Raw genomic sequence first — 18283 nt, 5'->3', positions numbered from 1 at the left:
CGGACTCAGCGCCGGCGTGCCCAGCCGAGAAACCGGGCGTACCGCTCGCCGGGTTTGCCGGGCGGCAGGTCGGAGATCGCGTCGACCAGGTGACCGGCCAGGTGAACCGACAGCATCAGGCGGTCGTGGGCGTACTCGGCGAGCAGGCCGGCCCGCGCGTCGGCGCAGGGCCACGGGTCGCCACAGCCGGTGCACGCCCAGGTCGGCCGGACCGGCAGATGCGCGACGGCGCGAGTGTCCCCGGCCGGCGAAGGGTGGTAGACAGAGGGGGAGTCGTTCCCCGGGACGTGGTCCATCGCGGTTGCTCCCGTCGGCTCGCGCCGGACCGGGAGTGGGAGAGGCCGCCAAACCGACCCACCCCGGCAAGGTGTCTCTGATCGAGCTGGCCCAGACCGGGATCAGCAAGGGCGATCTCTTCCTCATGCTCGACCTCTACGGGCTGTCCGATCCGGAGACCAAGGAGCGGTACTGGAAGCTGGCCCGGGAGGCGCGCGGGCGCGGCTGGTGGGAGGACTACCGGGAAGTGATCGGCAGCGGCCTCAGCGCCTACATCGCCTTCGAGGCCGAGGCGACCGAGCTGCGGACCTGGTCCTGGGGCACGATCAACGGCCTGGTGCAGACCGACGAGTACGCCCGCGCCACCTTCTCCGGCGAACCCGCCGGCCGTCGGCGGACCACCGGGGAGATCGACAGGCTGGTGGAGGCGCGGATCGCGCGGCAACGGCGGCTCACGGAGGGCTCGTTGCGGCTCTGGGCGGTGCTGGACGAGTCGCTGCTGCACCGGCCGATCGGCGGCGCGAAGGTGCTGCGAGCCCAGCTCGACCACCTGCTCGCCACACCCGAGAACGTGACGATCCAGGTCCTCCCGCAGCAGACCGTCTGGCACGCCGGCCTCAACGGCGCCTTCACCATCATGGCCTTCGAGAATCACCCTGCGGCGCTGTTCGTCGAGTCGCCGACCGGGGACGTCAACGTGGAGAGCGCCGACGACGTCCAAGCGTCTACCCTGGCCTTCGACTACCTGCGTGCGGCGGCGGCAAGCGTGGAGGAGTCACGGTTGCTGATCAAGGCGGCACGCGACGCCATCTAGGGAAGGCTGACGGTGATGGAGCTGCGAGACGCCGCATGGCGCAAGAGCACCCGGTCCAGCGGCGGCGGCAACAACGACTGCGTCGAGGTCGCCGATGCCGGGGACGCCATCGCCGTACGGGATTCCAAGGACCCCGCCGGAGCCGTCCTGGCGTTCTCCCGCGCCGCGTGGCATGCCTTCGTCGAGGGCGCGAAGCCGAACCGCTGAGCAGGGGCGGCGCGGTGAGCCTGCTCGCCGAGTTGGGTCACCGCCCCCGGCGGGCGACCGAGGACGTCCGGGCCCGCCGTCCGACCGCGACGGAAGGCACCCTGCTCGACCTGACCTCCGGCGAGTGGGTGCTCAGCCTCACCCGCCGGCTCACCACCGACGCCGGAGTGCCGGTCGAGGTGAGCATGATGGCCATGGTGGCCGAGGGCCGCCGCCTTCAGTACCAAGTCGCGATCGAGTAGAAGGGTCACCGCCGCAACGAGGAGAACGACGGCCGCCCACGACACGAACAGATCGCCGCCGACTTCTCGTCCACCGAGGCGAGCCGGTCGAGTTGTCCGGGTCGTACTACCCCGCCTTGATTCGGGTCGCCGGAACGTTGGCTGCTTCCACTACACGACACGCCGACACGATTCCAGCGCAACCGGCCAGGGATCGTGCAGCCCGCAGCACCCCCGGCGGCCCGCACCGCCTTCGGGGGCACCGCGTCCAGCCCGGTCAGGACTTGGGGCTCGTCGGCTGCCGGCCGCCCTTCTTCGCCTCTTCGCCGCCCGACCCGCCCAGCGAGAGGTCGACCAGCGCCCGCAGGAACGCCGACGCGTGGTCGGCCTCGTCGTGGGCGATCTCGGCGAACAGCGCCGCCGCATCCCCGTCGCCGGCCGCCGCCGCCTGCCGGGAGAAGGACGGGTACATGGTGGTCGCCTCGTGCTCCTCGCCCGCGATCGAGGTGCGTAGGTTGTCGGCGTTGCTACCGACCAGGCCGGCCAGGTTGGCGGTCTCGGCGAAGTGCTCGCCGAGCTCCTGCCCGGCGGTGTTGTCCCAGAGCCGGGCCAGCCGGGGCCGCCCGGTGGCGCGGGCGTGCTCGGCGTAGAGGGTGTACTTCGCGTCGGCGAACGCCTCTCCGCGCAGCGTGGTCTCCAGGTTGTCCTGGGTGCGCCCCGAGCAGGCCGGCGTGCTACGGACGATCGGCACCGGCGGCACCGCCTCGCCGACGGGGACGACGATCCCCGAGCCGGGGTTCAGCACCGCTTCGAGGGCGACCCGGAACCGGGCGGCGTGCGTCGCCTCGTCGCCGGCCAGCTCGGTGAACAGGTCGGCCGCCTCGGGGCAGTCGTCCAGGCGGGCCTGTTCGGCGTACGACGGGTAGACGACGGTCGCCTCGTGCTCCTCGCCGGCGATCGACTCCCGCAGGTTGTCGGCGTTGCCGTGCACGAAGTCGATCAGCTCGGCCTCGGCCGCAAAGTGGTCGTACCGTTCGGTCTCCGCCGTGGCGCGGAACAGGGTGGCGATGCCGCCCTGGCCGCTCCGGTCGGCCTCCTGGGCGTACGCCAGGTAGCTGGCGTGGGCGTACGCCTCGCCCTCCATCGCGGTCAGGGCGTTGCGGCGGGTCTGCGGGTCCAGGCCGGCGGCCTGGGCCGGCCCGGCGAGGCCGATCACCGCGCCCGCCACCACGGCGGACACCACTGTGACTCTGCGCATGCACTCCTCCTCCGTCGAGCGTGACGTTGCACATCGATCACGCTGCGTCACTTCCTGGAGAAGCGTAAGTTGCCGCAGGTCAGTGGGGGCGTGAGCCGCGCTGGCGCACGCCTGGGCCCGCGAACGCGAACGCGGGGAGTCGCGCCCGAAACGACAAACCGGATGCGACCCGCCAGCACCGTCGCACGACCCCGAGATCGCGCTCGATGCAGGAAAGAGTGGCCTCGCTCTCGCTTCGAGGCCACTCTTTCCACGATCGAGCGCGATCTCACCGCCCCGGAGCCGCCCCGGCACCGCCCCGGAGCGGCGGGCGCTCAGCCGACCGGGGTCGGGAAGCCCCGGCCGTGCTCGGCCTGGAGGCGCATCATCGCGTGCTCGACGACCGTCACCAGCACCTGCTTCACCGGCTCCCGGTGCCGGGCGTCGGTCATGATCAGGGGCACCTGGGGCGAGATGGCGAGGGCCTCGCGGACCTCCTCCGGCTCGTACTGCGGCGCCCCGTCGAACCGGTTGAGCGCCACCACGTACGGCAGGCGGCGGTTCTCGAAGTAGTCCAGCGGGGCGAACGCGTCGGTGATCCGGCGGGTGTCGACCAGCACCGCCGCGCCCACCGCACCCTTGATGATCTCGTCCCACATGAACCAGAACCGGGTCTGGCCGGGCGTGCCGAACAGATACAGGATCAGGTCCTCGGCCATGGTGATCCGGCCGAAGTCCATGGCGACCGTCGTCGTCTGCTTCCCCGGCACCTTCGACGGGTCGTCGATGCCGACGCCGGCCGAGGTCATCACCGCCTCGGTGGTCAGCGGAGTGATCTCCGAGACCGCGCCGACCAGAGTCGTCTTGCCCACGCCGAAGCCACCCGCAACCACGATCTTCGCGGAGGTGATCCCGCGGTTGCGGCGCGCCCCGGCGGGGTCATAGCCTGCGAAGTCCACTTAGCACCCTTCCAAGAATTTCCATCCGCTCCTCGTATCCCTCGGCGGGAGCGGCAGTATGCAGGGTCAGCAGGCCCTCGGCCACCATGTCGGCGACGATCACCCGGGCGACGCCCAGGGGCATCCGGGTGTACGCGGCGACCTCGGCCAGCGACTGGGGCCGACCCTCGCAGATCGTGGCGATCCGGTGCTTGTCGTGGCCGGCGAACCGGGACTCGGCGACGGCGGTCGCGCTGGCCGTCAGCACCGCCTCCAGCGCGATGTCCTGGCGCGGCTCGGTACGGCCACGGGTGACCGCGTACGGACGCACCAGCGCGCCGCGCGGGTCCTCCCGTCGTTGGTCCATCCGCGATCACCTCCTCCCGGTCGACGTCGTCGCTCGACGTCTGCTCATCTGTCCGTGCAGCCCGGCGGCGCTACGTGCGCACCGCGTCGCGGGGCAGCGGCACCAGGGCCGCACCCACCCGCTCGACCAGCAGCGCCATCTCGTAGCCGACCTGCCCGACGTCGCAGCTGCGGGCGGCGAGCACCGCCATCGACGAGCCGTCGCTGATCGACATGAGGAACAGGTATCCGCTGTCCATCTCGATGACCGTCTGGAGCACCCCGCCGGCGCTGAACATACGGGCCGCGCCCTCGGTCAGGCTCACCACGCCGGAGGTGATGGCGGCGAGCTGGTCGGCCCGGTCCTGGGGGAGGTCCCGGGACGAGGCGAGCAGCAGCCCGTCCGCGGACACCGCCACCACGTGGGCGATGCCCGCCACGCTGTCGGCGAAGTTGGTGAGCAGCCAACCCATGTCCTGCATGGCCGCTGGCCTGTTCATCGGCTCGTCTCCTTGGTCGGATTGCTGTTCTGGTCCGCGCCGGCCGTCCGCCCCCGCTGCACACCGCGGTGATAGGCCGACAGCAGGCCGCGTACCTCATCGGGGGTGCGCCGGCTGCGGTCCCGGCCGCTCTTCGGCTCGATCCCGCCGGGGACGAGCTGCGCCTGGGGAACCCGCTTGGGCAGGCCGGAGCGGGTGGTGCCGGCGGCCGGCGGTTCGGCCGCCCGGCTGGCCCGGGACCAGCCCTCGTCGGCGGCGGTCCGCCACGCCTCGGGGTCGACCGCCGACGGCGGAGTGGGCGCCGCGGGGGCGGCCGGCGGCGCGGGCGGGGCCACCGGCGGGGTCTGGGCCGGCGGCGCTGTCGTCGTCGCGGCCAGGCCGTCCGTGGAGATGGCCCCTGGGGTACGGGTGGGCAGCGGGGCCCGCGGCGCGGCGGTGGCCTGCCTGGGGGCGGTGGCCTGCGCCGGGGCGGGCGCGTCGTCGAAGTTGGGACGCTGGAAGATCGCGGTCACGTCGTCACCGTGCGAGCGGAACCATACCGCCTCCATCTCGCGGAAGATCGGCGCCTCCGCCTGCTGGGCCGGGCGGGCGACCACCGGGGTGGCCGGGGCGACCGGCGCGGGCGGGGCGGAAGGTGTCGTCCCGGCGACCGGGCCACCCGGCAGCGCCGGAGTCACCGGCGCGAACGACGCCGCCGGGGTCACCGGTGCGAGCGGGGCGGCCGGTGCGAACGACGCCGCCGGGGCGGCCGGCGCGAGCGGGGCGGCCGGCTGGGCGGACTCCCCGTTCGGCGACCGCCGGGGCAGCGGGTCGATCGCCGGGAACGCCACGGTCGGGCTGCCGATCGAGCCGCCGCCGGGCGCGTACGCCGGCGGGGCCGGCACGGGCGGCTGCAGGGTGGGCGGCTGCGACATGGGCGTCACGGTCGGGAATGCCGGCTGGGCCACGGTCGGGCTCCCGAACGGCGCGGTCGCTGCCCCGTCCCGGGCCTCGCCGGGCACCTGCCAGCGGGCCGGCGTCGGCGGGGCGGTACGCCACTGGTCGGTCAGGGTGGCGGTGCGGCCGGTGATCGCCGGCTCGCCGAAACCGACCGGGTTCAGCGGGGTCTGCTCCACCGCAGCCGGCTGGCGCGCCGGGGTGAGCGGCGCCGGGGCCGGCTCGCGTCCCCGCAGCGACGGCAGCACCACGGTCGAGCTGGGCAGGGTCACCTGGGCGACGGTGCCGCCCTCCACGTTGCGCCGCAGCTCCACCCGGATGCCGTACCGGGAGGCGAGGCGGCTCACCACGGCCAGACCCATCAGCCGGAACGCGGCCACGTCCACGGTGGACGGGGCGGAGAGCCGGCGGTTGAGCGAGTCGAGCTGCTCGTCGGTGAGGCCGAGGCCCCGGTCCTCGACCTGGATGAGCACGTAGTCGCGGATCCGCCGGCCGTCGGCGACCACCACCGTGTTCGGCGGGGAGAACCGGGTGGCGTTGTCGAGCAGCTCGGCGACCAGGCGGACGACGTCGTTCACCGCGTGCGCGGCGACCGAGATGTCGGTGTCGACGGTGCCGAACTCGATCCGGTTGTACTGCTCGACCTCGGACTGGGAGGCCCGCAGCACGTCGATCAGGAGCGCGTCGTCGCGGCGCGGCACGGCGGAGTCGGCACCGGCGAGGACCAGCAGGTTCTCGTCGTTGCGGCGCATCCGGGTGGCCAGGTGGTCCAGCTCGAAGAGCTGGGCGAGCCGCTTCGGGTCCTCCTCGCCGCGCTCGATCGCGTCCAGCTCGCCGATCATCCGGTCGACCAGCGTCTGACTGCGCCGGGCCAGGTTGAGGAACATCGCGGAGACGCTGGTGCGCAGCGCGGCCTGCTCGGCGGCGACCCGGACCGCCTCCCGGTGGACGACGTTGAACGCCAGGGCGACCTGGCCGACCTCGTCGCGGTTGGTGAGCTTGATCGGGTCCCGGACCTGCCGGACGATCTCCTCCACGCCGCCGTCGCCGACGTTGCCGATGCTCTGGAGCCGCTGCACCGCGTCGGGCAGGTCGTGGTTGGCCACCGACAGCGCGCCCTCGCGCAGCCGGCGCAGCGAGTGGTTGAGCGACCGGGCCAGCACCACGGCCAGCGTGACGGCGACGATCAGGGTCAGCAGCACCAGCACCGACTCGACGACGGCCTGCTGGACGACGTCCGAGAGGGCCTGCTCGGTCTGGTCGAGCAGCCGCTGCTGGAGCTGGATCTCGGCCCACCGCATCAGGTCGTTGACCGAGCCGACGGAGGCGGACACGTCGGCGGCGGTGACCAGGGGGGTCTGCCCGACCGACCGGGTCAGGTCGGCGGCCACCCGGTCGGCGAGCACGACGGCGTCGCCGGAGACGGTGCCGTCGACCAGGGCCCGCTGGGTCGGGTCGGCGGCCAGCGAGAAGGAGACCAGGGCCTCCTGCTGGCTGGTGAGGGTGGCCACGAAGGAGGAGAACTGCTCCTCGTCGAGCCGGCCGGAGGAGAGCGCCGTGTAGGCGACCGCCTGCTCCTCGGCGACCGCCGCCTTGGCGTGGGCGAACGCGGCCACGGCCCGGCGGTTGTCGGCCAGGGCCTCCTGGCCGGGCAGCTGGGCGAGCGTGTCGCCGTAGGAAACCAGGTCGGTGACGATGACGCCGTAGCGCAGCGACGCCTCGGCAACCGGCATCTGCTTGCGGTCGAGCACCTCCTGGCGGGTGCTGTTCAGCGTCTTCAGGTGGTCGTCGATGACCTTCAGCCGGTCCCGTACGTCGCTCGGGACCTCCCCGATGCCGCCCCGCTCGGCGTTGTACGCCTCGATGCGCGCGTCGGTGCTGCGCACCCGCAGGTTGTACTCGTCGACCCGGCCCTTCTCGCCCGGGCGGGCCAGCAGGGTGGCCGCGGCCATCCGCTCCTTGTGCAGGTCCTGGGTCAGCGCCGAGACATCGATCGACAGGGCGGTCAGCGCCCGCAGCTGGGTCGCCTCCATCGCGCCCTCTCCGGTGGAGATCAACCGGATGGCGGCGAGCAGGATCACCGCCGCGACGGGCACCACCAGGATCAGCGCCAGCTTCGAGCGGATCCGGGCATCCCGGAGGCGGGGCAGCCGTCGCCGGCCCCGCTCGTTCGACTCGCCGCTCTCGGGCAGGGTCGTAGGTCCGGTGCTCACGACATCGCCTCCGTCGTTTCTTCCACGCCTGAACCGCCAACCCGTGCCCGGTGCAGCGGACAACGCCGCGCGCGGCACGGCCGCGATTTCATCAGAGATGATCGTGTTTGGGAAGCCGCGGTGAGGTAGGAAACGGTCGCACGGCACTCATCGCGTGATCCGGTCAACTAATACCTTCATTTCCCCAAGCCCCTGATCAGGGCATGTGACTCCAGAGTGGTCGCGTGCTAATGCACAGTAAGCGTTTGCAAACATCGGGTTACCCCAACATGTGGGACGCCCGTCCCGAAAAGCTTCGGCGCATCCGCGCTTGACCACAGGGCCCGGCATTGGCAAGGTTTTGCAGGCTTCGCGCACACCGTACGGCAGACCAATCCCGTTTCTCCACTGAGGACGGAACAAGCGGCGGTGACCGGGCACGCGCCCGCGCCGCACCTGGAGGACAGAGTTGATCCCCATCCGCTCCGTGACCATCGCGGCGCTCGCCTCGGCCGTCTTGGCCACCACGCTCACCGGTTGCCAGTTCGGCGCGGAGGAGCAGGACACGAGCCCGATCGTGATCGCCGTGGACCTGGAGCTGTCCGGCTCCGCGGCCCCGGTGGGCAAGGCGTACCAGCGCGCGCTGGAACTGAAGGTCGACCAGCTCAACGCCTCGGGCGCGCTGGGCGCCCGCAAGATCGAGCTCAAGGTGAAGGACAACCGGTCGGACGCGAGCGAATCGCTGCGCAACATCGGTGACTTCAGCAACGACTCCCGGGTGAGCGCGATCATCATGGGCGGGTGCAACGAATGCGCCGTCGGCGCCGCCCGCACGATCAACGAGAAGAAGATCCCGACGATCGCGCTCGCCTCGTCCAGCGCCGTGGCCACCCCGGTCGCCGACCGGCGGTACCTGTTCAAGCTGGCCCCGAACGCGGCCGACAGCGCCGCCGCCCTCACCACCGAGCTGCGCCGCCGCGGCATCCGCGAGGTCGCCGTGCTGCACAGCGACGACAGCTACGGCCGGGAAGGGCTCGACGTGCTGCGGCGCGAGTTCGACAAGACCAACATCCAACTGCTGGGCGACCAGTCGGTGAAGACCACCGACACCGACGTCAACCGGCAGGTCCGCGCGCTGGCCGAGCCCGAGCCCGACGCGATGGTCGTCTGGACGCCGCCGGAGCAGGCGATGCTCGCCGCGAGCGCGGCCCAGCCGGCCGGGTTCACCGGTTCGCTGTTCTTCGACGCCTCGGCCGCCGGGGAGCTGTTCCTGGGCGCCTCGTCCCGGTCGGCGGAGCGGGCCACCCTGATCTTCACCCAGACCATGGTGATCGACGACGTCATCGCCACCACCCCGGCCAAGGCGGCCCGCCGCCAGTGGTTCCAGGACTACACGGCCCGCTTCGGCGGCTACAACGGGTTCTCCTCGTTCGCCGCGGACGCCGTCCAGCTCATCGCCGACGCCGAGCTGCGGGCCGGCGGCGAGCCCGGCAAGGCCGGCCGGGACGGCCTGCGCAACGTGCTGGAGACGTCCCAGATGGACGGGCTCTCCGGCCCGATCCGGATGACGCCGGACAACCACTCGGGGCTGATGCCACAGGCCCTCACCACGCTGGTCGCCCGGGGCGGCCGCTGGCGGCTCGCCGGCTGACGACGGGGATGGGGCCCGCCGGACGACCGGCGGGCCCACACCGTCGACCTCACCTCGTCGAGGTGGTCTCCCGCACCCAGGGCAGGGCCAGGCGCTCCACGAACACCAGCGCCGAGTAGAGCAGGATGCTGACCAGCGCCACCAGCATGATCGCCGCCCACGCGGTGGCGGTGTCGCCGATGCCGGCATACTGGGTGATGACGTACCCGAGGCCGCTCTCGCCGGCCTGGAACTCCCCGATCACCGCGCCGATCGCGGCCAACGGCATCGCCACCTTCAGCCCGATGAAGATCTGCGGCAGCGCGGCCGGGAAACGCACCTTGCGGAACGCCTGCCACCAGGAGGCGTTCCAGGAGCGGACCAGCTCGGCCAGGTCGGACGGCGTGGTGGTCAGCCCGGTCGCGGTGGAGAGCACGATCGGGAAGAAGCAGAGCAGGAAGACCATGGTCAGGATCGGCTTCTGACCCCAGCCGAGCGCGACCACGAGCAGCGGCCCCAGGGTGATCTTCGGGACCGCGTTGACCGCGACGAGCAGCGGGGTGAACATCCGCTCGACGGTGCGCGAAGCGGCCAGGGACAGCCCGAGCAGGACGCCGGCCACGGCGGAGAGCGCGAAGCCGATCAGGATCTCCAGCATGGTGTCGAGCGTGTGCTCCAGCATCCGGTCCGGCTTGTCGGTGAACGCCGACAGCACCGAGCCGGGGGTGGGCAGCGCGGCGGGGTGGACCAGCTCCAGCCGGGCGGTGAGCCACCACACCGCGAACGCGACCAGCAGGCCCGCGCCGGGCAGCAGCAGCCCGTTCGCGCCGGCCCGCGCGCCGGCACCCAGGGCGCCGCGACCGGCGGCGGGGCGGGGCTGGTCGACGGGCGGGGCCGCGAGCGCCGGTTCCGGTGACCGGAGGTCGGTCATCTCATTCTCCTCATCCACCCGGCGCCAAGGCCGGGAACGGAACGGGGGTACGCCCCGCCGGAGGCCGGCGGGGCGTACCCCTGGTGACGTGTCGGACCGGTCAGGGCTGCGGCACGAGGTTGAAGTCGATGATCTGGTCGGGGGTGATGTTCTGCTTGAGCGAACCCGCGCCCTGGAGGATCGCGATGCTCTTGGCGACCCGGCCGCTGTCCAGCGTGCCGATCTTGGTGCCGGAGTTGTTGGACCGGACGTACCCGGCCATGAGCTGGAGCTCGGCGGCGGCCGCCGCCGGGTTGGTGGCGTCGACGTTCTTCTTCAGCAGCTCGGCGGCCTCCTGCGGGTTCGCCAGGGAGTATTCCAGGCCCTTGATCAGGGCAGCGCTGAACCGCTTGACCATCTCCGGCTTCTCCTTGGCGATCTTGCTGGAGGTGATCAGCACGTTGCCGTAGAGGTCCTGCATCACGTTGCTGTAGGGCAGCAGGACGGCCTTCTTCTTGGTGACCGCCTCGACCGTCGGCTGGCCCACGACGAACTGGCCGATGCCGTCGACGGAGCCGGAGGCGAGGGTGCCCATCAGGGTCTGCGGCTCGCCGTTGACCCAGGTCACCTTGTTGACGTCGACGCCGGCGAGCCGGGCGTACGTCGGGAAGAGGTTGCGGACCACGGACGCCGGGGCGTCGGCGAGCTTCTTGCCCTCCAGGTCCTTCGGCGAGGCGATGTTCTTGCCCTCGACCGTCACGATGGCGGCCATGGTGCGCTGCTGGATCGCCGCGACGGCGACGAAGTCCTTGGCCTGGCCGTTGCCGAGCTGGAGCAGACCACCGGTGAGGTCGATCGGGCCGAAGTCGGCCTGACCGCCGACGATGGTCTGGATCACCGCGCCGGTACCCTGACCGGGCTTGATCTCGACCTCGAAGCCGGCTTCCTTGAAGAAGCCCTTCTCCTTCGCCACCCAGGCGTAGGAGTCCCGGCCGAAGTTGCCAAAGGAAGTGAGGTACGTCACTTTCTCCAGTGACTTGCCGTCGCCACCCTTGGCGTCGGACGCGTCCGAATCGCTGCTGCACGCGGACACCAGGGTGAGGGCGGAGGCCAGGAGGGCCGCGGCGACCGTGCGGGTCAGCCTGTTCATCTGTGCACCATGTCCTTTCCGACCAGGGGCGATACGCCTCCGGGCGGGTCGTCGAGAGCGACGGCGTCGACAGAGGGGGGAGCCGACGCCACCGTCGTGAGGGGACTCTTCGCCGGCACAGACTACGCAAGAGACCTGCCGGTGTAGCGAGGAGTGTCTGTTGCGGAACGGAAACGAACTGATCTCCACCCCGGACGGTGCTGCTCGGACCGCGGCGGGCTACCCTAGCTGCGGTCCTGATGGTCCACTCAGGGAGGGCACCGGCGATGATCCGACTGTCCGGCGTGTCCCGCACCTTCGACGGGCGGGCCGGCCGCGTCGAGGCGCTGCGGGGCATCGACCTCGACGTCGCCGACGGCGAGTTCGTCGCCGTCCTCGGCCGCTCGGGCTGCGGCAAGTCCACCCTGCTGCGGATGGTCGCCGGGCTGCTGCCGGCCACCGCCGGGGAGATCACCGTCGCCGGCACGCCGATCACCCGTCCCCGCCGCGACATCGCCATGCTGTTCCAGCGACCCGCCCTGCTGCCCTGGCGGTCGGTGCTGGACAACGTGCTGCTGCCGGTGGAGATCTTCGGGTGGAAGCGCGCCAGGCGCCGCGAGCGCGCCCGGGAGCTGCTCGAACTCGCCGGGCTCGCCGGGTTCGAGAAGCGGCTGCCGCACGAGCTCTCCGGCGGCATGCAGCAGCGGGTGTCGCTGTGCCGGTCGCTGATCGGCGACCCCCGGGTGATGCTCATGGACGAACCGTTCTCCGCCCTGGACGCGCTCACCCGCGAGGAGCTCTCCGGTGAGCTCCAGCGGGTGCACATGACCAGCGGCGCCACCGTCGTCTTCGTCACCCACTCCATCGACGAGGCGGTGCTGCTCGCCGACCGGGTGGTCGTGCTCAGCCCCCGCCCGGGCCGGCTCCGCGCGATCGTCGAGGTCGACATCCCCCGGCCCCGGACCCTCGGCCGCAACGCCCACCTCGCCGACGTGGCCCGGGTCAGCGCCGAGCTGCACGAGTTGCTGATGGAACGCGACGCCCCCGCCGCGCTCTCCGCCCCCGCCGGTGCAGGCGCGGAGGGACGTTGACCATGCGGGTGACCGTCTTCACCGAGCCGCACCGGGGCGCCACCTACGACGACCAGCTGCGCTTCGCCCGGGCCGTCGAGGCGGGCGGCTTCGAGGGGTTCCTGCGGGCCGACCACTACCAGGCCATGGGCGCCGACCCCGGCCTGCCCGGCCCCACCGACGCCTGGCTCACCCTCGCCGCGCTGGCCCGGGAGACCACCCACGTCCGCCTCGGCACCCTCGTCACCTCGGCCACGTTCCGACTCCCCGGGCCGCTCGCCGTCATGGTCGCCCAGGCCGACCAGATGAGCGGCGGCCGGGTCGAGCTGGGCATCGGCGCCGGCTGGTACGAACGGGAACACACCTCGTACGGCATCCCGTTCCCCGCCGTCGCCGAACGCTTCGACCGGCTCGGCGAGCAGCTCGAAGTGATCACCGGCCTGTGGCGCACGCCCGTCGGTGAGACCTACAGCTTCACCGGCGAGCACTACCGCCTGGTCGACGCGCCCGCCCTGCCCAAGCCGGTCCAGCGGCCCGGGCCGCCGGTGATCGTCGGCGGGAACGGCCCCAGGCGCACCCCCGAGCTGGCCGCCCGGTACGCCGACGAGTTCAACATGCCGTTCAGGAGCGTCGCCGAGACCGCCGCCGCGTACGAGCGGGTGGTCGAGGCGTGCGACCGGCACGGCCGTACGGCGTCGGGGCGGGCGCCGCTCGTCCTCTCCGCCGGGATCGCGGTGGCGATCGGGCGCACCGACGCCGAAGCGCGGCTACGGGCCGCGCCGCTGCACGCCAGGAGCGCCCTGCCGCCGGAGGATTCGGTGGTCGGCTCGCCCGCCCAGCTCGTCGACCGGATCGGCGAGTTCGCCGCCGTCGGGGCGACCCGGGTGCACCTGCGGCTGATCGACCTCGCCGACCTCGACCACCTGGAACTCGTCGCCGCCGAGGTGCTCCCGCAACTGGGGCACGCCGACGCTGTCGCGGCTGGAGGCTGACCGCATGACCGACGTGATCGACGGGACCGAGCTGGGCCCGGTGGGCCAGGAGATCGTCTACGAGAACGACCGGGTGCGGGTGTGGCACATCCGGCTGGAGCCGGGCGAGCGGCAGCCGCTGCACCGGCACGACCACCCGTACCTGGTGATCGCCGTCCAGGGCGCGAAGAACGTGGTACAGACCGTCGACGGCACCACCATCGACGCGGACGAGCCGACCGGCGGGGTCGTCTACCGCGACCCGGGTGCCGTCCACATGCTCACCAACGTCGGGGACACGACGTACCTGGCGCGGCTGGTCGAGCTCAAGTAGTCGCAGGCCGGGCGCGTCGCCGCGCCGCGCGGCGTCAAGGTGGCGATCGGGCGCACCGGGCCGTAACGTGCCCGACATGGCCTTTCGGACGTGGGGCAAGCCGCTGTTCACCGCGCTCGGGGTGAGCATGCTGGCCGGGGCCGGCCAACTCGGCGTCGCGTACGGCTTCGGCATCGTGCGGATCGCCGGCGACTTCACCGACGCCACCGTCAACCGGTGGCCCGCCCAGCTGGTCTGGGTGGGCTGGTGCGCGGCGCTCGCCGCCGTGGTCGGCGCGGTCGCCACCGAGCGGCTCGCCCGCGCCGACCCGGTCACCGGCACCACGACCGGGCTGCTCGCCCTGGCCGGCGCGGCAGCCCTGGGCGCGACCGTCGTCGCGCCGCTGTGCATGCAGCCGGCCCGGGCCACCCAGCTCAACAGCGTCGACCCGGTGTGGGCGGTGGGCATCTGCGCGACCCTCGGCGCGGTGGTCGGTGCCGGCGCGGCGCTCGCCGTGCTGCTCCGCCCGCCGCTGGGCTGGAACCTCGCGGTGCTCGCCGGCACGATCTGGTTCGTCGCCCTGGTCTCGGCCCTGCCGGCCCTGATCGGCACCGGCCCGTTGCCGACCGTACGGCTGGGGGTGTTCGAGCCCGGTTGGCTCGGCGCGGACGCGGCGCAGCGGCTGGCCACGATCGTCCTGCCCTTGGTGGCCCTGCTCGCGGGCGCAGCCTCCGGCGCACTGGCCCGCCGGCACGGGCACCCGCCGCTGACCGCCGGCGCGACCGGGGCGGCGGGCCCCGTGCTGGTCGCCTTCGCCTACCTGGCCGCCGGCCCCGGCGACTCGGCCGACCGGTACCAGCTCGCGCCCTACTACGGTGCCCTGATCGCGGTCGTCACCGGCGTGCTCGGCGCCACGGCCGCCGCCCTGGCCCGCTGGCCCCTCTTCCCCCACTCCGCCGACACCGACCCGCTGGCCGACGTGGTCGACCGTCCAGCCGTGGTCGACCTTCCAGCCGTGGTCGACCTTCCAGCCGGCGTGCCGGCCGACCTGCCCGGGGCGAAGGGTGCGTCCCTGTCCGGGGCCCTCGGCGCCGGCCAGCCCGGGACACTCCGCGCGGCCCTGGCCGGGATGCGTGGCGCTGGCCTGACCAGGATGCGCGGCGCTGGCCTCACCGGCAAGCTCCGCGCGGGCGACGGCCAGTCCGTGATCGAGCCGACGGACATCCTCCGGCCGCTGCCGACCGGCCCCACCCCGCCGGCGGCCCGTAACGCCGAGCCCGACGGCCCGGTCGACCTGGCCACCCACCCGGACGCGGCCACGGCCCGCCGGGTCCCGGCGACCGTCGGCGACCCGCTGCCGAACGACCGCACCGGCGACGCCCGCACTCGCACCGGCGACGCCCGCGACCTCGTCGGGGCCGACGGTCCGGCCGACGTGCCCCCCGCGCACTGGGAGTGGCCGATGGCCTCCGGGACGTCCGCCGCCAGACTCACCGACACGGCCGGGACCAGCGAGGCGACCGGCCCGGCCCCGACGGGCGAGGTCATCGAGCCGGCCCCGCGCCCCCGCCCTCGGCTGCCCCTGCCCGACCTCGACCAGGCGGCGAGCTGGGACGCGTTCGGCAACGCCACCCGACGGTTCGTCGCACCGGCGCCCGAGCGCCACGGGGCGGGCGAGACGCAGCCCCCGCACAGCGCACCTGCTGACCCGGGCGAGCCGCGCCCGACCGCAGAAGAGAAGACCGGCGCGGCCCCCGGCGGCGAGCCCGGCGTTCCGGCAGAGCCCGGCGTCCCGGAGGAAGCGGCCGCCGGTCGGTCCCGGCTCCTGCGGCCCCTGTTCCGGCGTGCCCGGACGCGGGCGGCCGACGACGTGAGCCCGGCGGCCGAGCGGGACGACCGCCGCGACCCGGAACCGCTGCCGGCGCAGGACGAGGAGTACGTCGACTGGGTCACCGGCCTCGCCCGCCCCGTGTCGGGCGAGGACGGTGGGTCGGAGGACGCCGACCGGCGCTCGCTGCGCCCCTCCGGCCGCCACCACCGGGACTGACCCCGCCCGGCGAGGCCAGCCGGGGATCAGGCCAGCGGCAGGTACACCCGGCCGCCCGAGGAGAGGAACTCCTCCGACTTGTCCTTCATGCCGCGCGCCGCGTACTCCTTCAGCTCCTGAGTGATCTTCATGGAGCAGAACTTCGGGCCGCACATCGAGCAGAAGTGGGCGGTCTTCGCCGGCTCGGCCGGCAGGGTCGCATCGTGGTACGACCGCGCCGTCTCCGGGTCCAGCGAGAGGTTGAACTGGTCTTCCCACCGGAACTCGAACCGCGCCTTCGACAGCGCGTCGTCCCAGGCCTGCGCGCCGGGGTGCCCCTTGGCCAGGTCCGCCGCGTGTGCCGCGATCTTGTAGGCGATCACGCCGGCCTTCACGTCGTCCCGGTCGGGCAGGCCGAGGTGCTCCTTCGGCGTGACGTAGCAGAGCATCGCGGTGCCGAACATGCCGATCATCGCCGCGCCGATCGCCGACGTGATGTGGTCGTACGCGGGCGCGATGTCCGTGGTCAGCGGGCCGAGGGTGTAGAACGGGGCCTCGTGGCACCACTCCTGCTGGAGGTCCACGTTCTCCTTGATCTTGTGCATCGGCACGTGCCCGGGGCCCTCGATCATCACCTGTACGTCGTACTCCCAGGCGATGCGCGTCAGCTCGCCGAGGGTGCGCAGCTCGGCGAACTGCGCCTCGTCGTTGGCGTCGGCGATCGAGCCGGGGCGCAGCCCGTCACCGAGCGAGAACGTCACGTCGTACCGCGCGAGGATCGCGCACAGCTCGCGGAAGTTGGTGTAGAGGAAGTTCTCCTCGTGGTGCGCCAGGCACCAGGCCGCCATGATCGACCCGCCCCGGGAGACGATCCCGGTCACCCGGTCCACGGCCAGCGGCACGTACGGCAGCAGCACCCCGGCGTGCACCGTCATGTAGTCGACGCCCTGCTCGGCCTGTTCGATCACCGTCTCGCGGAACACCTCCCAGCTCAGCTTCACCGGGTCGCCGCCAACCTTCTCCAGGGCCTGGTAGATCGGCACCGTCCCGATCGGCACCGGCGAGTTGCGCACGATCGCCTCGCGGGTCTCGTGGATCCGCTTGCCGGTGGACAGATCCATCACGGTGTCCGCGCCCCACCGGGTGGCCCAGGTCAGCTTCTCCACCTCCTCGGCGACGGAGGAGGTGACGGCCGAGGTGCCGATGTTGGCGTTCACCTTCACCAGGAACGCCTTGCCGATGATCGCCGGCTCGCACTCGGGGTGGTTGACGTTGAGCGGCAGCACCGCCCGGCCGGCGGCGATCTCGTCGCGGACGAACTCCGGCGCCATGCCCTCCCGGATCGCCACGAACTCCATCTCCGGGGTGACGACCCCGGCCCGCGCGTACGCGAGCTGCGTCGGCCGCTTCCCGTCCGGGGCGCCGGCCAGGGGCGTTCCGGCGCCCCGGACGGGCGCGACGTCGCCCCGGGCGGCGATCCACGGCCCGCGCAGCGGGGGCAGCCCCACCTCCGGGTCGGAGCCGGGGCCGGAGGTGTCGTAGAGCCGGACCGGCGGGTTGTCGCCGGTCAGGTCGACCTCGGCGAACGGAACCCGGATGTCCGGCCGGGACCCCTCGACGTAGACCTTGCGTCGTGACTGCATGACTGCCTCCCAGGTGGTGGTCAGGACCAGCCGAAGTGGTCCAGCGGGCCGCGTCCGGCGCCCAGTTCCCAGTCCCGCGCGCCGGTCAGCGCGCGGGTGACGTACTCCTTGGCGGCCCTGACGGCCGCCGGCACCGGGTCCCCGACCGCCAGCCGGACGGCGATCGCCGCCGAGAACGAGCAGCCGGTGCCGTGGCTGTGCCGGGTGGACACCCTCCGGGCGCGCAGCAGGGTGACGGTCCCGCCGCCGACCAGCACGTCCACCGACTCGCCGGCCACGTCCACGTCGCCGCCGGTGACCACCACGTGTGCGGGGCCGCCGGCGGCGAGGGCCTCGGCGGCGGCCACCATCTCCTCGACCGTGGTCACCGGGCGACCGGTGAGGGCGGCGGCCTCCGCGCAGTTCGGCGTCGCCACCTCCGCGTACGGCAGGAGGCGCTCGACCGCCTCGACGACGCCGAGCCGGTGCCCGCTGGTGGCGACGAGCACCGGGTCGACGACGAGGTGCGGCAGGCGTCCCGCCCGCGCGGCGTCGGCGACCGCGTCGGCGACGGCCGGGGTGCCGAGCATGCCGGTCTTCACCGCCCGCACCCGGAAGTCGCCGAGCACGCTGTCGAGCTGCTCGGTGACGGTGCGCGGCGGCAGCGGCAGGACGGCGTCCACGCCCCGGGTGTTCTGGGCGGTGACGGCGGTGAGGACGCTGGTGCCGTACGCGCCGAGCGCCGCGAAGACCTTGAGGTCGGCCTGGATGCCGGCGCCCGCGCCGGAGTCGGAGCCGGCGACGGTGAGCACGGTCGTCGGGGTCACTTGTTCGCCTCGCTCGCTCGGCGGTCGGTGGTTGCGGCGGTGGGTGCGGTTGAGGGCTGGGGCCGACCGTGCCCACTCCGGGCAGTCAGGCTTGATCCCTGCGTGGGCACGGTCGGCCC

General features: G+C 73.0%; 17 protein-coding genes and 1 pseudogene. 8 read left to right on the top strand and 10 right to left on the bottom strand.

The window, feature by feature from the left end; translation table 11 throughout:
* Window positions 1-5 precede the first annotated feature (5 nt).
* Window positions 6-296 carry a hypothetical protein gene (locus ACFT41_RS21170; protein WP_377581636.1) on the bottom strand — a complete coding sequence of 97 codons (291 nt, stop codon included), beginning with the start codon at window positions 294-296 and terminating at the stop codon, window positions 6-8.
* Between the two features lie 71 nt (window positions 297-367).
* On the opposite strand from ACFT41_RS21170, the gene ACFT41_RS21165 reads away from it, so the two are divergent.
* Genes ACFT41_RS21165 through ACFT41_RS21155 form a run of 3 tightly spaced genes read left to right on the top strand, consistent with a single transcriptional unit; the run spans window position 368 to window position 1539 of the window.
* Window positions 368-1090 (top strand): DUF5753 domain-containing protein, encoded by a 723-nt coding sequence (locus ACFT41_RS21165; protein ID WP_377581634.1) that lies wholly within the window; start codon window positions 368-370, stop codon window positions 1088-1090.
* Window positions 1091-1105: 15 nt separating this feature from the next.
* Complete coding sequence (locus tag ACFT41_RS21160) at window positions 1106-1297, top strand: DUF397 domain-containing protein (protein ID WP_377581632.1); 192 nt, start codon at window positions 1106-1108, stop codon at window positions 1295-1297.
* Window positions 1258-1539 carry a UTRA domain-containing protein gene (locus ACFT41_RS21155; protein WP_377581629.1) on the top strand — a complete coding sequence of 94 codons (282 nt, stop codon included), beginning with the start codon at window positions 1258-1260 and terminating at the stop codon, window positions 1537-1539. Before ACFT41_RS21160 ends, ACFT41_RS21155 begins: the two co-directional genes overlap by 40 nt.
* Before the next feature lie 256 nt (window positions 1540-1795).
* Here the strand turns inward: ACFT41_RS21155 and ACFT41_RS21150 are convergent, their stop codons facing one another.
* The 5 genes from ACFT41_RS21150 to ACFT41_RS21130 all read right to left on the bottom strand — a co-directional run bounded on the left by ACFT41_RS21150 (window position 1796) and on the right by ACFT41_RS21130 (window position 7687).
* Window positions 1796-2776 (bottom strand): ferritin family protein, encoded by a 981-nt coding sequence (locus tag ACFT41_RS21150; protein WP_377581627.1) that lies wholly within the window; start codon window positions 2774-2776, stop codon window positions 1796-1798.
* Between the two features lie 314 nt (window positions 2777-3090).
* Complete coding sequence (locus ACFT41_RS21145) at window positions 3091-3714, bottom strand: ATP/GTP-binding protein (RefSeq protein ID WP_377581625.1); 624 nt, start codon at window positions 3712-3714, stop codon at window positions 3091-3093.
* The gene (locus ACFT41_RS21140) at window positions 3695-4060 is read right to left on the bottom strand and encodes a DUF742 domain-containing protein (RefSeq protein ID WP_377581623.1); all 366 of its coding nucleotides are present in this window, start codon (window positions 4058-4060) and stop codon (window positions 3695-3697) included. The genes ACFT41_RS21145 and ACFT41_RS21140 overlap by 20 nt, the downstream gene beginning before the upstream one ends.
* Window positions 4061-4130: 70 nt before the next feature.
* A complete protein-coding gene (locus ACFT41_RS21135; protein ID WP_377581621.1) occupies window positions 4131-4538 on the bottom strand; it encodes a roadblock/LC7 domain-containing protein in 408 nt (135 codons plus the stop codon).
* Entirely contained in the window at window positions 4535-7687 is a 3153-nt protein-coding gene (locus ACFT41_RS21130; RefSeq protein WP_377581619.1) for a nitrate- and nitrite sensing domain-containing protein, read from the bottom strand. The genes ACFT41_RS21135 and ACFT41_RS21130 overlap by 4 nt, the downstream gene beginning before the upstream one ends.
* Window positions 7688-8135: 448 nt before the next feature.
* On the opposite strand from ACFT41_RS21130, the gene ACFT41_RS21125 reads away from it, so the two are divergent.
* Window positions 8136-9317: an ABC transporter substrate-binding protein gene (locus tag ACFT41_RS21125; protein WP_377581618.1), complete on the top strand. Its 1182-nt coding sequence runs from the start codon at window positions 8136-8138 to the stop codon at window positions 9315-9317.
* Between the two features lie 49 nt (window positions 9318-9366).
* On the opposite strand, the pseudogene ACFT41_RS21120 reads toward ACFT41_RS21125, so the two are convergent.
* Both ACFT41_RS21120 and ACFT41_RS21115 read right to left on the bottom strand, forming a co-directional pair.
* A pseudogene (locus ACFT41_RS21120) lies at window positions 9367-9936 on the bottom strand (ABC transporter permease); the annotation flags it as partial.
* A gap of 391 nt (window positions 9937-10327) precedes the next feature.
* Window positions 10328-11356: an ABC transporter substrate-binding protein gene (locus ACFT41_RS21115; protein ID WP_377581616.1), complete on the bottom strand. Its 1029-nt coding sequence runs from the start codon at window positions 11354-11356 to the stop codon at window positions 10328-10330.
* A 266-nt stretch (window positions 11357-11622) separates the two neighbouring features.
* On the opposite strand from ACFT41_RS21115, the gene ACFT41_RS21110 reads away from it, so the two are divergent.
* The 4 genes from ACFT41_RS21110 (at window position 11623) to ACFT41_RS21095 (ending at window position 15736) form a co-directional block, all read left to right on the top strand.
* Window positions 11623-12426 carry an ABC transporter ATP-binding protein gene (locus tag ACFT41_RS21110; RefSeq protein ID WP_377581614.1) on the top strand — a complete coding sequence of 268 codons (804 nt, stop codon included), beginning with the start codon at window positions 11623-11625 and terminating at the stop codon, window positions 12424-12426.
* 2 nt (window positions 12427-12428) lie between these two features.
* Window positions 12429-13397 carry an LLM class F420-dependent oxidoreductase gene (locus ACFT41_RS21105; protein ID WP_377581815.1) on the top strand — a complete coding sequence of 323 codons (969 nt, stop codon included), beginning with the start codon at window positions 12429-12431 and terminating at the stop codon, window positions 13395-13397.
* A gap of 4 nt (window positions 13398-13401) precedes the next feature.
* Window positions 13402-13710 carry a cupin gene (locus tag ACFT41_RS21100; RefSeq protein WP_377581612.1) on the top strand — a complete coding sequence of 103 codons (309 nt, stop codon included), beginning with the start codon at window positions 13402-13404 and terminating at the stop codon, window positions 13708-13710.
* Between the two features lie 76 nt (window positions 13711-13786).
* The gene (locus ACFT41_RS21095) at window positions 13787-15736 is read left to right on the top strand and encodes a hypothetical protein (protein WP_377581610.1); all 1950 of its coding nucleotides are present in this window, start codon (window positions 13787-13789) and stop codon (window positions 15734-15736) included.
* 26 nt (window positions 15737-15762) lie between these two features.
* Here ACFT41_RS21095 and thiC read toward each other — a convergent pair whose 3' ends face one another.
* Both thiC and thiD read right to left on the bottom strand, forming a co-directional pair.
* The gene (gene thiC, locus ACFT41_RS21090; RefSeq protein ID WP_377581608.1) at window positions 15763-17358 is read right to left on the bottom strand and encodes a phosphomethylpyrimidine synthase ThiC; all 1596 of its coding nucleotides are present in this window, start codon (window positions 17356-17358) and stop codon (window positions 15763-15765) included.
* Window positions 17359-17378: 20 nt separating this feature from the next.
* Entirely contained in the window at window positions 17379-18164 is a 786-nt protein-coding gene (gene thiD / locus ACFT41_RS21085) for a bifunctional hydroxymethylpyrimidine kinase/phosphomethylpyrimidine kinase (protein WP_377581813.1), read from the bottom strand.
* Window positions 18165-18283 lie beyond the last annotated feature (119 nt).

This window comes from Micromonospora sp. NPDC057141, from assembly GCF_042670805.1.
Lineage (GTDB): Bacteria > Actinomycetota > Actinomycetes > Mycobacteriales > Micromonosporaceae > Micromonospora.
This window is presented reverse-complemented; position numbering and strand designations above follow the sequence as displayed.

What these genes read in the sequence shown, in the direction of transcription:
- ACFT41_RS21170 (WP_377581636.1), bottom strand. Translation starts at nt 296, where the DNA reads ATGGACCACGTCCCGGGGAACGACTCCCCCTCTGTCTACCACCCTTCG.
- ACFT41_RS21160 (WP_377581632.1), top strand. Translation starts at nt 1,106, where the DNA reads ATGGAGCTGCGAGACGCCGCATGGCGCAAGAGCACCCGGTCCAGCGGC.
- ACFT41_RS21150 (WP_377581627.1), bottom strand. Translation starts at nt 2,776, where the DNA reads ATGCGCAGAGTCACAGTGGTGTCCGCCGTGGTGGCGGGCGCGGTGATC.
- ACFT41_RS21140 (WP_377581623.1), bottom strand. Translation starts at nt 4,060, where the DNA reads ATGGACCAACGACGGGAGGACCCGCGCGGCGCGCTGGTGCGTCCGTAC.
- ACFT41_RS21135 (WP_377581621.1), bottom strand. Translation starts at nt 4,538, where the DNA reads ATGAACAGGCCAGCGGCCATGCAGGACATGGGTTGGCTGCTCACCAAC.
- ACFT41_RS21115 (WP_377581616.1), bottom strand. Translation starts at nt 11,356, where the DNA reads ATGAACAGGCTGACCCGCACGGTCGCCGCGGCCCTCCTGGCCTCCGCC.
- ACFT41_RS21110 (WP_377581614.1), top strand. Translation starts at nt 11,623, where the DNA reads ATGATCCGACTGTCCGGCGTGTCCCGCACCTTCGACGGGCGGGCCGGC.
- ACFT41_RS21105 (WP_377581815.1), top strand. Translation starts at nt 12,429, where the DNA reads ATGCGGGTGACCGTCTTCACCGAGCCGCACCGGGGCGCCACCTACGAC.
- ACFT41_RS21100 (WP_377581612.1), top strand. Translation starts at nt 13,402, where the DNA reads ATGACCGACGTGATCGACGGGACCGAGCTGGGCCCGGTGGGCCAGGAG.
- ACFT41_RS21095 (WP_377581610.1), top strand. Translation starts at nt 13,787, where the DNA reads ATGGCCTTTCGGACGTGGGGCAAGCCGCTGTTCACCGCGCTCGGGGTG.
- thiC (WP_377581608.1), bottom strand. Translation starts at nt 17,358, where the DNA reads ATGCAGTCACGACGCAAGGTCTACGTCGAGGGGTCCCGGCCGGACATC.